At 39.7% G+C, this 13,741-nt stretch carries 10 protein-coding genes and 4 tRNA genes; all 14 read left to right on the forward strand.

Annotated features, from left to right (window positions below; genetic code table 11):
* The first annotated feature begins 91 nt into the window (after nt 1-91).
* The 14 genes from raiA (at nt 92) to rpoC (ending at nt 13,740) form a co-directional block, all read left to right on the forward strand.
* On the forward strand, nt 92-394 hold the full coding sequence (gene raiA / locus IPM47_09645) for a ribosome-associated translation inhibitor RaiA (GenBank protein ID QQS31157.1): 303 nt from the start codon (nt 92-94) through the stop codon (nt 392-394).
* A gap of 127 nt (nt 395-521) precedes the next feature.
* A tRNA-Tyr gene (locus IPM47_09650) sits at nt 522-604 on the forward strand.
* Between the two features lie 59 nt (nt 605-663).
* A tRNA-Gly gene (locus IPM47_09655) sits at nt 664-736 on the forward strand.
* Nucleotides 737-768: 32 nt separating this feature from the next.
* Nucleotides 769-840, forward strand: a tRNA-Thr gene (locus tag IPM47_09660).
* A 57-nt stretch (nt 841-897) separates the two neighbouring features.
* On the forward strand, nt 898-2,094 hold the full coding sequence (gene tuf, locus IPM47_09665) for an elongation factor Tu (protein ID QQS31158.1): 1,197 nt from the start codon (nt 898-900) through the stop codon (nt 2,092-2,094).
* A gap of 25 nt (nt 2,095-2,119) precedes the next feature.
* Nucleotides 2,120-2,192, forward strand: a tRNA-Trp gene (locus IPM47_09670).
* 32 nt (nt 2,193-2,224) lie between these two features.
* On the forward strand, nt 2,225-2,446 hold the full coding sequence (gene secE, locus IPM47_09675; protein QQS31159.1) for a preprotein translocase subunit SecE: 222 nt from the start codon (nt 2,225-2,227) through the stop codon (nt 2,444-2,446).
* 27 nt (nt 2,447-2,473) lie between these two features.
* On the forward strand, nt 2,474-3,046 hold the full coding sequence (nusG, locus tag IPM47_09680; GenBank protein QQS31160.1) for a transcription termination/antitermination factor NusG: 573 nt from the start codon (nt 2,474-2,476) through the stop codon (nt 3,044-3,046).
* On the forward strand, nt 3,046-3,519 hold the full coding sequence (rplK, locus tag IPM47_09685; GenBank protein ID QQS31161.1) for a 50S ribosomal protein L11: 474 nt from the start codon (nt 3,046-3,048) through the stop codon (nt 3,517-3,519). Before nusG ends, rplK begins: the two co-directional genes overlap by 1 nt.
* A gap of 52 nt (nt 3,520-3,571) precedes the next feature.
* Nucleotides 3,572-4,270, forward strand: a complete 699-nt coding sequence (locus IPM47_09690) for a 50S ribosomal protein L1 (protein ID QQS31434.1) — start codon at nt 3,572-3,574, stop codon at nt 4,268-4,270.
* A gap of 2 nt (nt 4,271-4,272) precedes the next feature.
* On the forward strand, nt 4,273-4,800 hold the full coding sequence (locus tag IPM47_09695) for a 50S ribosomal protein L10 (GenBank protein QQS31162.1): 528 nt from the start codon (nt 4,273-4,275) through the stop codon (nt 4,798-4,800).
* A gap of 103 nt (nt 4,801-4,903) precedes the next feature.
* Nucleotides 4,904-5,287 (forward strand): 50S ribosomal protein L7/L12, encoded by a 384-nt coding sequence (gene rplL, locus IPM47_09700; protein QQS31163.1) that lies wholly within the window; start codon nt 4,904-4,906, stop codon nt 5,285-5,287.
* 245 nt (nt 5,288-5,532) lie between these two features.
* On the forward strand, nt 5,533-9,354 hold the full coding sequence (gene rpoB / locus IPM47_09705; protein ID QQS31164.1) for a DNA-directed RNA polymerase subunit beta: 3,822 nt from the start codon (nt 5,533-5,535) through the stop codon (nt 9,352-9,354).
* Nucleotides 9,355-9,438: 84 nt separating this feature from the next.
* The gene (gene rpoC / locus IPM47_09710; protein QQS31165.1) at nt 9,439-13,740 is read left to right on the forward strand and encodes a DNA-directed RNA polymerase subunit beta'; all 4,302 of its coding nucleotides are present in this window, start codon (nt 9,439-9,441) and stop codon (nt 13,738-13,740) included.
* Nucleotide 13,741: the final 1 nt, after the last annotated feature.

Raw genomic sequence — 13,741 nt, forward strand, 5'->3', positions numbered from 1 at the left:
CATTTATAAATACTGAAGACATGATATAGTCAGTATTTGATACAATGAGCTTGTGAAAATGTTAATTTTTTAAACAGAAAAACAACAATTTATGAAGGTAATCATTCAATCCGTTCAGTTTACTGCAGCACAACCTTTGCTTGATTATACTGAAAAAAAAGTCAGTAAATTATCACAATATTTTGACCGTATCACCGATGCTGAAGTGTATTTGACCTTAGACAATAAGTCCAGCCATATAAAAGATAAGACCGCAAAGATTAAAATCAATCTTCCGGGTGAACAAATCATAGCCGCAGAAACAAACAAAGTGTTTGAAGAGGCAATAGATGCGGCTGTTGAATCCTTAAAAAAGCAAATTGAAAGATATAAAGATAAAATTCGACTTCGGTAATTTTTTTTCAAAAAAAATGCTCTTGATAAAAACAATTATCGTATCTTTGCACACCGAAAGAGAAAGCAGGGTTTAAAGTCAGTAAATCCTGCATTTTTGACATAGATAAGGATATAAAATTCTGATTGGGGGGATACCAAAGCGGCCAACTGGGGCAGACTGTAAATCTGCTGGCTCATGCCTTCGTAGGTTCGAATCCTGCTCCCCCCACTCGGTATTTAATATAGAAACTTTGTGTGCCCAAACGAAAGTAACCGGCACACAAGCAGGCGGGAGTAGCTCAGTTGGTAGAGCATCAGCCTTCCAAGCTGAGGGTCGCGGGTTCGAGCCTCGTCTCCCGCTCTTTTTTCATTTGTAAACCAAATGTTAAAAAGGCCAATGTAGCTCAGGGGCAGAGCACTTCCTTGGTAAGGAAGAGGTCATGGGTTCAATTCCCATCATTGGCTCATTAAATAAAAATAAATTTAACAAAATCGCTTAAACCTAAAAAGGAAAATTAAACTATGGCTAAGCAGGAATTTGTACGTAACAAACCGCACGTTAACATCGGAACTATCGGACACGTTGACCACGGTAAAACCACATTAACAGCGGCAATTACCTATGTATTGTCTTTGGAAGGATTGGCACAGAAAAAAGACTATGATTCAATTGACTCTGCCCCTGAAGAAAAAGAAAGAGGTATCACGATTAATACCGCTCACGTAGAGTATGAAACCAATAACCGTCACTATGCACACGTAGATTGCCCCGGCCACGCCGACTATGTGAAAAACATGGTTACCGGTGCTGCTCAGATGGACGGTGCTATCTTGGTTTGCGCAGCAACTGACGGCCCAATGCCTCAAACCCGTGAGCACATCTTGTTGGCTCGTCAGGTAGGTGTTCCCCGTATCGTTGTTTATATGAACAAAGTGGATTTGGTGGATGATCCGGAATTGATAGAGTTGGTAGAAATGGAATTACGTGAGTTGCTCACTTTTTACAACTTCCCCGGTGATGATACGCCAATTATTAAAGGTTCTGCACTAAAAGCTTTGAATGGTGACCCCGAAGAAATGAAGGTTATCAAAGAATTGATGCAGGCTGTTGATGACTATGTTCCTGTACCAGAGCGTGCAGTTGATAAAACTTTCTTAATGCCTATTGAAGACGTGTTTTCAATTACAGGTCGTGGAACTGTGGCAACCGGAAGAATTGAAAGAGGGGTTATTAACTCAGGCGACCCTGTAGAAATTATCGGTCTTCGTCCCGTTGAAGAAAAACCTTTAACTTCTGTAGTAACAGGTGTGGAAATGTTCCGCAAAATCTTGACCCGCGGAGAAGCCGGTGATAACGCAGGTTTGCTGTTGCGAGGTATTGACAAAGACGCACTTAAACGAGGAATGGTTATTTGCAAACCCGGATCGGTAAAACCTCACACTAAATTTTTAGCTGAGGTGTACGTGTTGAGCAAAGAAGAAGGCGGCCGTCATACTCCGTTCTTTAACAAATACCGTCCGCAATTCTATTTCCGAACAACTGACGTAACCGGCTCAATTACCCTTCCCGATGGTGTGGAAATGGTAATGCCCGGCGACAACCTGACCATTAACGTAGAACTGATTTACCCCATCGCTATGGAAAAAGGTTTGCGTTTCGCAATTCGTGAAGGTGGTCGTACAGTTGGTGCAGGTCAAGTAACTGAGATTTTATCTTAATACTATTATTCTCAAAAGAACTTGAACGGGTGTAGCTCAGTTGGTAGAGCGACGGTCTCCAAAACCGTAGGCCGAGGGTTCGAGCCCTTCCGCCCGTGCTAATTTTAATTGAAAGTCTGAAAATTCGACAATGGAGAAGGTAAAACTATACATAAAGGAAACCATTCACGAACTGTTATATAAAGTAAGTTGGCCCACTTGGGAAGAACTTCAGGGCAGTGTGATGGTTGTGTTGATTGCCACATTAATATTTTCGATCACTATCTTTTTAATTGATTTTATTTTTGGTGCAAATCCTGAAAACAATCTGTTTCAAGGAATTATGTATTATATCTACAGCATTTTTAGTTAATATTGGTTGTAGCATTCTGTTTTAAGCATGAAAGAAGAAATAACACAGGTACCTGTAAAAAGGTGGTATGCCCTTAGGGTTATTAGCGGTAAGGAGCGCAAAATAAAAGAGCATCTTGACAAAATGCTGATAGCTAATAAATGGAACGAAATAGTAACACAAATTTTAGTTCCATTAGAAAAGGTATATACTGTAAAGAACGGAAAAAAATCGGTCAAAGACCGCAACTTTTATCCGGGATATATTCTTGTGGAAGCATTAGAAGGTAAAATGCACGCCGATATCGTTCAAAGCATACGGAATTTTAATGGAGTCATTAATTTTCTGGGAACTGAAACTCCGATCCCGCTTCGTGAATCTGAAGTCAACCGGATTTTAGGAAAAGTAGATGAAATGCAGGATGTTGGGGAACATGTTATAGAGCCATTTATTATTGGCGAAAAAGTTAAGATTATTGACGGTCCGTTTAATGATTTTGACGGCACAATTGAGGAAATACACGAAGACAAGAAAAAACTGAAAGTCATCGTAAGAATTTTTGGTCGAAGAACTCCGGTCGAGTTAAATTTTGTTCAAGTAGAAAAAATTAATCAAAGCTAATGGCTAAAGAAGTAGAAAACCTGGTCAAGCTGATAGTAAAAGGAGGACAAGCAAATCCATCCCCGCCAATTGGTCCGGCACTCGGTTCAAAAGGTGTTAATATTATGCAGTTCTGTAAAGAATTCAATGCACGAACTCAGGAGATGCAAGGCGAGTTGTTACCGGTCTTATTGACAGTTTATAAAGACAAGTCATTCACATTTGTCATTAAAACGCCTCCTACTCCAATTTTAATTGGACAGGCTTGTAAGTTAAAACCTAAAAAGGCAACAAGCAAACTCGCAGGAGCTTCGCCCGAGCCTAACCGTCGTAAAGTAGGCAATTTAACATGGGAGCAGGTTCAGCAGATAGCTGAAAAGAAAATGCCCGATTTGAATGCCTTTACTATCGAATCTGCAATGAGAATGGTCGCAGGTACAGCCCGAAGTATGGGAGTTACAGTATCAGGAACCCCACCCTGGCAGAAGTCTTAGACAAGTAGAGTATATTAGGAACAGATTTTTGAGCAAAGAGTAAAAACTAAATATCGTGAAACTCACAAAAAAACGCAAAGCAATAGTAGGCAAGGTTGACAGCAACAAAATGTATGCCCTTACTGAAGCTGCTGCATTAGTAAAAGAGGTTAATACCACTAAGTTTGATGCGTCTGTAGATTTGCATGTGCGACTTGGAGTAGATCCGCGCAAACCGGATCAGGCACTTCGTGGTACAGTTTCCTTGCCACATGGTACAGGAAAAGTAAAACGCGTGTTGGTTTTGTGTACTCCGGATAAAGAAGAAGAAGCAAAACAAGCCGGTGCCGATTATTACGGACTCAATGAGTATGTTGATAAGATTTTGGCAGGATGGACAGATATAGATGTCATTATTGCGACCCCTAATGTTATGGCTCAAGTTGGTAAGTTAGGACGTGTTTTAGGCCCCCGTGGTTTGATGCCAAACCCCAAAACCGGAACTATTACCCCTAACGTAGCCGCAGCTGTTGCCGAAGTAAAACAAGGTAAAATCGCATTTAAAGTTGACAAGTTTGGTATCATCCATGCATCGGTTGGACGGGTTTCTTTTTCACCCGAAAAACTGACAGAAAATGCAGTGGAATTGGTACAGACATTGGCTAAAATGAAACCTACTGCAGCAAAAGGCACCTATTTTAAAAGTATTTTTATGGCAAGTACGATGAGTCCCGGAATTGCCATTGAACCTAAATCAATTAAAGGTATTTAATCATGAGAAGGGAAGGAAAAGCGGCAATCATTGAGGAGCTTAAGGAAAAATTTGGCAGTAGCGAATATTTCTATCTGGCAGATTCATCAACTCTTACGGTTGAAGAGATTACCAAAGTGCGTAGAATATTTTATTCTAAGGGGTTACAGTTGAAAGTGGCTAAAAATACACTTATCAAAAAGGCCTTGGACCAAATCAGCGAGTCTAAATACACTGATATTTACTCTCAGTTACACGGACCGACAACTATAATTTTTACCGAGACATCGAATCTACCTGCAAAAGCAATTCAAGACTTACAAAACAATGAGAAAATGGAAGGCTTTGTTTTTAAAGCCGCATATATTGACTCAGCAGTTTTTGTAGGTGAAGAAAATCTGGAAACACTTACTAAACTGAAATCCAAGTTTGAATTGTTAGGAGAGGTTATCGGAATTTTACAATCTCCTGCCAAGAATGTTATTTCTGCCTTGAAATCGGGTGGTGATAAATTGGCGGGTATTGTCAAGACTTTATCTGAAAAAGAATAATACAGACAATCCTTTGGTTACGCACTCTAGATATATATTCAATATTTACTAACGCTTGCTTTTTTAAAAGGCGAATTTGAAAACAATTTAAAAAAATAATAAAATGGCAGATTTAAAAGCATTTGCAGAACAGTTAGTTAACTTAACCGTCAAAGAAGTTAACGAGTTAGCCCGAATTCTAAAAGATGATTACGGCATTGAACCCGCTGCTGCTGCTCCAGTTATGGTTGCAGGCGGTGGAGGTGGCAGTACCGAACAAGCAGCAGAAGCAGTTCAAACCGAATTTGATGTTTTACTAAAATCGGCTGGTCCCAATAAACTAAATGTTGTGAAAGTTGTAAAAAACATTACTAATTTAGGTTTGAAAGAATCCAAAGATTTGGTAGATGCAGCTCCTTCAGTTGTGAAAGAAAAAGTTTCTAAAGAAGAGGCTGAATCAATTAAAGCTCAATTAGTAGAAGTTGGTGCGGAAGTAGAAGTGAAGTAATTATTGTGTTTTGAAAAACAGTTAGCGAAACTCCGTCATTCAACTATTACTTGTTGAATGTTTAAAGGAATTGGTGCGTTGTTATTGTACAATCCTATTTTGTTTCCAATTTTTCACACATAATTTTACTCGCTACGCTTAAACTATCAACACAACTACATTTATCCGCTTAAATAGGCAATGGAACAGCCTGTTCCTTTGCCTATTTTGTATTTACTTTAATTCAAAATAAAGTCTGTTTTAATATGGCTATTTATAAAAGCGGTTACACAGAGAGAGTTAACTTTGGCAAAATCAAACAAACTTTCGATTACCCTGATTTATTAGGAATTCAAATTGATGCATTTAAGAAGTTTTTTCAAATTGAAACTACTCCAGAAAACAGGTCCAACGAGGGTTTGTATGCTGTTTTCAGAGAAAACTTCCCCATTAGTGATGCAAGAAACATTTTTACCCTCGAATTTTTGGATTATTTTATAGATCCTCCCAGATACACTATTGAAGAATGTATCAATAGGGGGCTAACTTATAGTGTGCCTTTAAAAGCCAAACTGCGTTTGTCATGTAACGACGAAGAGCATGTTGACTTTAAAACAATTGAGCAGGAGGTTTTTTTGGGCAATCTGCCTTATATGACTGCAAAGGGCACTTTTATTGTAAATGGTGCTGAACGTATCGTAGTTTCGCAGTTGCATCGTTCTCCCGGTGTATTTTTTAGTCAAAGTGTACATCCAAATGGCACACGGATTTATTCTGCAAGAGTAATTCCCTTTAAGGGTGCCTGGATAGAATTTGCTACAGACATCAACAATGTGATGTATGCTTATATTGACCGTAAAAAGAAGTTTCCGGTAACTACCTTGTTACGGGCAATTGGTTATGACACGGATAAGTCTATTTTAGAATTGTTTGACCTTGCCAATGAAATTCAGGTAACTCAAACTACCCTGGAGGCTAATCTTGGAAAAAAACTGGCAGCGAGGGTTCTTAGAACCTGGGTCGAAGATTTTGTTGATGAAGATACCGGTGAAGTTGTTACCATAGAGCGAAATGAAGTATTATTGGACAGGGATACTGTATTAGACGAAAATAATATACAGGATATTCTCGAAACGGGTATTGCAACCATCATTCTTCAAAAAGACGAACGTGCAGGAGATTTTGCAATTATTTTGAATACTTTGCAAAAGGATACTTCCAACTCTGAATTAGAAGCTGTTCAGCATATATACAGACAATTAAGAGGTGCTGACCCCCCGGATGAAGAAACAGCCCGTGGTATTATTGACAAACTATTTTTCTCGGATAAACGATATGATTTGGGGGAAGTAGGACGTTACAAAATCAACAAGAAGTTAAAGTTGACAACTTCTGAATCTGTAAGAGTGCTTACTAAGGAAGATATCATCAGTATGGTAGAATATCTGGTGAAATTGACCAATCAGAACGCAGAGATTGACGATATTGATCATTTAAGTAACCGCCGTATTCGGACAGTTGGTGAACAATTGTTTGCACAGTTTAGTGTTGGTTTAGCAAGAATGGCAAGAACTATACGCGAACGTATGAATGTTAGGGATACAGAGGTTTTTACACCAATTGACCTGATTAATGCACGTACTTTGTCTTCTGTTATCAATACATTTTTCGGAACCAGCCAACTTTCACAGTTTTTAGACCAAACTAACCCACTTTCTGAAATCACGCATAAACGCCGTATTTCTGCTTTAGGTCCTGGTGGGTTATCTAGAGAAAGGGCTGGTTTTGAAGTCCGGGACGTACACTATTCTCACTATGGACGCCTTTGTACGATTGAAACCCCTGAAGGTCCAAATATCGGCTTAATTTCTACGATGTGCATTCATGCAAAAGTAAATGATTTGGGCTTTTTGGAAACTCCCTACCGAAAAGTGAGCGAAGGTAAGGTATTGATGGGGCCAAAAGATGTAGCCTATTTATCTGCTGAAGAGGAAGATGATAAAATGATTGGTCAGGCAATTGCAGAAATTGATTCGAAAGACGGCAGTATTAAGGCAGATAGAATTAAAGCCAGACAGGAAGGTGAGTTCCCTATTGTTGCTCCTGAAGAACTTCAATTTATTGACGTTGCATCAAACCAGATTGTTGGAGTTTCTGCTTCGTTAATCCCATTCTTGGAAAACGATGATGCAAACCGCGCTTTGATGGGGTCAAACATGCAGCGGCAGGCGGTTCCTCTGCTTCGTCCTGAAGTTCCGATTGTTGGAACAGGCTTGGAGGCAAAAGTAGCCCAGGACTCTCGAATGTTGCTCAACGCAGAACGAAAGGGGATCGTGGAATTTGTAGATTCTACCAAAATTGTAGTCCGATATGAACGAACGAATGAAGAGCGGATTGCTAGTTTTGAAGATGATTGTGTAACCTATGAACTAATTAAATTCAGACGTACCAATCAGGCAACTTGCATAAATCTCAAACCGGTCGTCCGAAAAGGCGATCTTGTCGAAGCAGGGCAGGCTTTATGCGAGGGTTTTGCTACAGCCAATGGTGAACTTTCATTAGGTCAGAATCTTACAGTTGCTTTCATGCCTTGGAAAGGTTATAACTTTGAGGATGCAATTGTGATTTCTGAACGTGTGGTCAGAGAAGACATCTTTTCATCTATTCATATCGAGTCTTTTGATTTAGAAGTCAGAGACACAAAATTGGGTGAAGAAGAATTGACCAATGATATTCCCAATGTCAGTGAAGATGCTACTAAAGATTTGGACGAGAACGGAATAATCAGAATAGGTGCTCATATCAAAGAAGGAGATATTCTGGTTGGTAAAATCACACCTAAAGGCGAATCTGATCCAACACCGGAAGAAAAACTGTTGCGGGCAATTTTTGGAGATAAGGCCGGTGATGTTAAAGACGCTTCCTTAAAAGTTCCACCTTCTATTGAAGGTGTTGTGATAGGAAAACAACTTTTTGCCCGTGCCAAGAAAAACAAAGAAAGCAAAGGCAAAGAAAAGGACGAAGTTACCAAAGCTGAACACGAACACAAAGTAGTATTGGACAAGTTGCGTGATATATTGTTGGGCAAACTGATGGAATTATTAGAAGGCAAAAGATCAGAAGGCATTCGCAATAACCACCAGGAAGAAGTAATTCCAGTTGGAGTGAAGTTCACACTTCCGATTTTAAGCGCTATAGATGATTTCAGAATATTGGATATGCGAAAATGGACAACTGATTCGCTGACCAACGATACATTGAAACGACTTGTTCACAATTATACAATCAAAGTTGGTGAAGAAATAGCCCGATTTAAACGTGTAAAATTCAGTATTACCATCGGAGATGAATTGCCTACTGGTGTTTTGAAATTAGCAAAAGTGTATATTGCCAAAAAACGAAAACTTCGCGTAGGTGATAAGTTGGCAGGCCGTCACGGTAACAAAGGAATTGTTGCGAAGATTGTACGTTTAGAAGACATGCCATTTTTAGCAGATGGTACGCCAATGGATATAGTACTCAACCCGATGGGGGTGCCTTCCCGGATGAACTTAGGGCAAATTTACGAAACCGTTTTAGGATGGGCCGGCAAAAAACTGGGGCTAAAATACGCTTGCCCTATCTTTGACGGGCCTACGGTTGATGTGATTGAATCTGAAATTAAAAAAGCCGGGTTGCCATCTTTAGGACAAACTTATTTATACGATGGAGAAACCGGTGACAGATTCCATCAGCCAGCTACCGTAGGGGTAATTTACATGCTAAAATTAGCCCACATGGTTGACGATAAGATGCACGCAAGGTCTATTGGTCCTTATTCATTAATCACACAACAGCCTCTTGGTGGAAAAGCACAGTTTGGAGGTCAGCGATTTGGTGAAATGGAAGTATGGGCATTGGAGGCTTTTGGTGCTTCTAATATTTTACGGGAAATGCTCACTGTTAAATCAGATGATATAATAGGTCGTGCGAAAGCTTATGAGGCAATAGTTAAAGGAGACGTAATACCAAATCCCGGTATTCCGGAATCTTTTAACGTTCTCATGCACGAGTTGCAAGGTTTAGCACTTGAATTGGATTTAAAATAGAAGGGTAAGAGTAGCTGAATACATGATCAGCAAGTTAACAACAAGTCTTCTAAGTTTTTCAAAACATTAAACCAAAAGGTAATTATGTCCGCAATTAAAAAAGATAAAGAGAAAAAGAAAAACGCTGACTTTACAAGCATTACTATAAGCCTTGCATCTCCGGATATCATATTGGCAAATTCTTATGGAGAGGTAACAAAGCCTGAAACCATTAACTACCGGACTTATAAACCGGAACGCGAAGGTTTGTTTTGTGAACGCATTTTCGGGCCTATTAAGGACTATGAATGCTTTTGCGGCAAATATAAGCGTATTCGTTACAAAGGTATTGTTTGCGACAGATGCGGAGTTGAAGTAACAGAAAAGAAAGTGCGTAGAGAGCGCATGGGGCATATCAAACTTGTTGTTCCGGTAGTACATATTTGGTATTTCAAATCACTGCCCAACAAAATCGGTTATATACTTGGAATGTCTTCTAAAAAAATGGAGACGGTTATTTATTATGAACGATACGTTGTGATTCAGCCGGGTGTTTTGGAAAACAAAGTGTCTTATCTCGACCTGCTCAACGAAGAAGACTATCTCGAAATGCTGGATGCCCTTCCAAAAGACAATCAACATTTGCCTGATACAGATCCTAATAAGTTCATAGCAAAAATGGGAGGTGAGGCTGTAAAAGATCTTTTAGAAAGAATAGATCTCGACAGTTTATCATTCCAATTGAGAACTTCCGCAGAAAATGAATCATCACAACAACGTAAAGCAGAAGCTCTTAAACGATTAAGTGTTGTTGAAGCTTTTCGCGAAGCAAATTCAGTCAGAGAGAACCGCCCTGAATGGATGGTTGTACAATACTTACCAGTTATTCCACCGGAATTACGACCGTTAGTTCCTTTGGATGGAGGCAGATTTGCCAGTTCTGATTTGAATGACCTTTACCGTAGAGTGATTATCAGAAACAATCGTCTTAAAAGGTTGATTGAGATTAAGGCACCTGAAGTGATTTTGAGAAACGAAAAAAGAATGCTTCAGGAGTCAGTGGATTCTTTGTTTGATAATTCAAGAAAATCAAATGCGGTAAAAGCAGAAGGTGGACGAGCACTTAAATCTTTAAGTGACGTTTTGAAAGGCAAACAAGGACGTTTCCGACAAAACCTGCTTGGAAAAAGGGTAGATTATTCCGGTCGTTCGGTAATTGTAGTAGGTCCGACCTTGAAAATGCACGAATGTGGACTGCCTAAAGCAATGGCTGCTGAGTTGTTTAAACCATTTATTATCAGAAAACTGATTGAAAGAGGGATAGTAAAAACGGTAAAATCAGCAAAAAAATTAGTTGACCGGAAAGAGTCCGTAGTTTGGGATATTCTTGAAAACATTCTGAGAGGACATCCGGTATTGCTTAATCGGGCACCGACATTACACCGTTTATCAATTCAGGCCTTTCAGCCTGTATTAGTGGAAGGCAAGGCCATTCAGTTACACCCTCTCGTTTGTACGGCATTTAACGCTGACTTTGACGGAGACCAAATGGCGGTGCATGTTCCGTTAAGTAACGAAGCCATCCTGGAAGCTCAATTGTTGATGTTGTCCTCTCACAATATCCTCAATCCGCAAAATGGTACGCCTATTGCATTGCCTTCTCAGGATATGGTTTTGGGTCTTTACTATATCACCAAAGAAAGAAAAGGCATACCCGGTCATCCCATGAAGGGAGAAGGTAAAATGTTTTATTCTACCGAGGAGGTTATTATTGCTTTTAATGAGCGAGCACTTGATTTGCACAGTATCATTAAAGTGAAGGTAAAGGTTCGCAATGCAGAAGGCAATTTGTCAAGCCAACTCCTTACTACAACAACCGGCAGGGTCTTATTCAACGAAGTGGTGCCTTCTAAAGTTGGTTTCATAAATAAATTGCTTTCCAAAAAAGAACTCAGAACGGTTATTGGAGATATAATAAAAGTTGTTGGAATTTCAAGAACAGCTCAATTTTTAGATGATATCAAAAAAATGGGCTTTGAATGGGCATTTAAAGGGGGATTATCATTTAGTATTAACGACTTGCTGGTACCTTCTCAAAAACTTGAAATGATTCAACGAGCACAATCTGAAGTAGATGAAGTGGCTTCAAACTATGAGATTGGCTTAATTACCAATAACGAACGCTACAATCAGGTCATTGATATTTGGACCCGTTTAGGGACTCGAATCAGTGATACTTTAATCAGAGGTATTGAAGAAGATCGTCAGGGCTTTAACGCCTTATATATGATGTTCCATTCCGGTGCACGGGGTTCTAAAGAACAAATTAAACAGTTGGCCGGACTTAGAGGACTGATGGCGAAACCCAGAAAGTCGGGTTCTGTAGGACCGGAAATTGTAGAAAACCCAATTTTGGCAAACTTTAAAGAAGGGCTGTCAGTTTTGGAATATTTTATATCTACACACGGTGCAAGAAAAGGGTTGGCAGATACGGCATTGAAAACAGCAGATGCCGGTTACTTGACCAGAAGGTTGGTGGATGTGGCTCAGGATGTAATAATTTCAGAGGAAGATTGCTATACGTTGAGAGGAATTGAAATTTCTGCTCTAAAAGACAATGAAGATGTTGTAGAACCTTTGTATGAAAGAATCTTAGGACGTATGGCACTTCAGGATATTTACCACCCGCATACCGAAGAGTTGATTGTTGCTGCCGGTGAAGAGATTGGAGATGATATTGCCCGTTATATTGATGAGGAAACCGGAATTGAAAGTGTTGCTATCCGTTCAGTTTTGACTTGTGAATCTAAGTACGGTGTCTGTGTAAAATGTTACGGACGAAATCTTACCCATAACAGAATGGCACAGATTGGAGATGCAGTTGGAATCATTGCCGCTCAATCAATCGGTGAACCTGGAACCCAGTTGACCCTCCGTACTTTCCACGTTGGAGGTACTGCTTCTAACATAGCAACAGAATCAAAGTTGACTGCAAAATTCGACGGTATAATTGAACTTGATGAATTGCGTAGTTGTGTACACGTTGCTGAAAATGGAGATACTAAGGAAATTGTACTTGGAAGAAATGGTGAAGTCAGAATTTTAGATTCAAAAACCAATCGTCAATTGGTTATTAATAACATTCCTTATGGTGCAAACCTTTATGTCAAAAACGGACAGCAAGTTTCCAAAGGCGATGTAATTTGTGATTGGGATCCTTATAATGCTGTAATTGTTTCTGAATATACAGGGGCTGTCGAGTATGAACACATAACTGAAGGAGTTACCTACCGCGAAGAAGCAGATGAACAAACCGGATATCGGGATAAGGTTATTATTGAAAGTAAAAACAAAACCTTGATTCCTTCTATCAGAATTTTAGATGCTGTGGATGGTAAAGAGTTGTATTCTTACAGTTTACCGGTAGGTTCTCACATTAATGTGGAAAATCACGAAATGGTGCACAGAGGCAAGGTGTTGATTAAAATTCCTCGCGTTATTGGTAAAGTAAGGGATATTACCGGTGGACTACCTCGGGTAACTGAACTGTTCGAAGCCCGTAACCCTTCAAATCCGGCCGTTGTTTCTGAAATTGATGGAATTGTTTCCTATGGAAAAATAAAAAGAGGTAATCGCGAAATTACCATTACATCCCGAACCGGTAAAAAACGCACTTATTTAGTCCCTGTGTCTAAACATATCCTGGTATTGGAAAATGATTCTGTCAAAGCCGGAGACCCGCTTTCAGACGGAGCCATTACTCCATCCGACATTCTGAATATAAAAGGAACCTTTGCTGTTCAAGAATATTTGGTCAATGAAGTTCAGGAAGTTTACCGTTTACAAGGGGTAAAAATCAATGATAAGCATATCGAGTCTATTGTGCGGCAGATGATGCGTAAAGTTAGCATCGTTGAACCCGGAGATACCCGGTTTATGGAAAAAATGGCGGTTGACAAAATCGAATTCATGGAAGAAAACGACCGCATTTTTGATAAAAAGGTAGTAACTGATGCCGGAGATTCAACTGTTTTGAGAACCGGACAAATTGTATCACTTAGACAATTGAGAGAAGAAAACTCTTACCTTCGTCGAAATGATAAAAAATTAGTTCAGTTCAGGAATGCAATATCTGCCACATCCAGACCGCTTTTGCAGGGTATTACCAGAGCATCTTTAGGAACAAGCAGTTGGATTTCAGCCGCTTCATTTCAGGAAACGACCAAAGTACTTAGTCAGGCAGCTATTGCTGCAAAACGGGACGATTTGCTTGGACTAAAAGAAAATGTCATTGTTGGACACCTTATCCCTGCAGGAACAGGTTCCCGACAATTCCGTCGTTTAGTGGTTGGTTCTAAAGAAGAGTTGGAAAGAATGACTAACCGAAACCCGGCAATTATTGATTAGG

The sequence above is a fragment of the Sphingobacteriales bacterium genome, assembly GCA_016700115.1.
Lineage (GTDB): Bacteria > Bacteroidota > Bacteroidia > Chitinophagales > UBA2359 > UBA2359.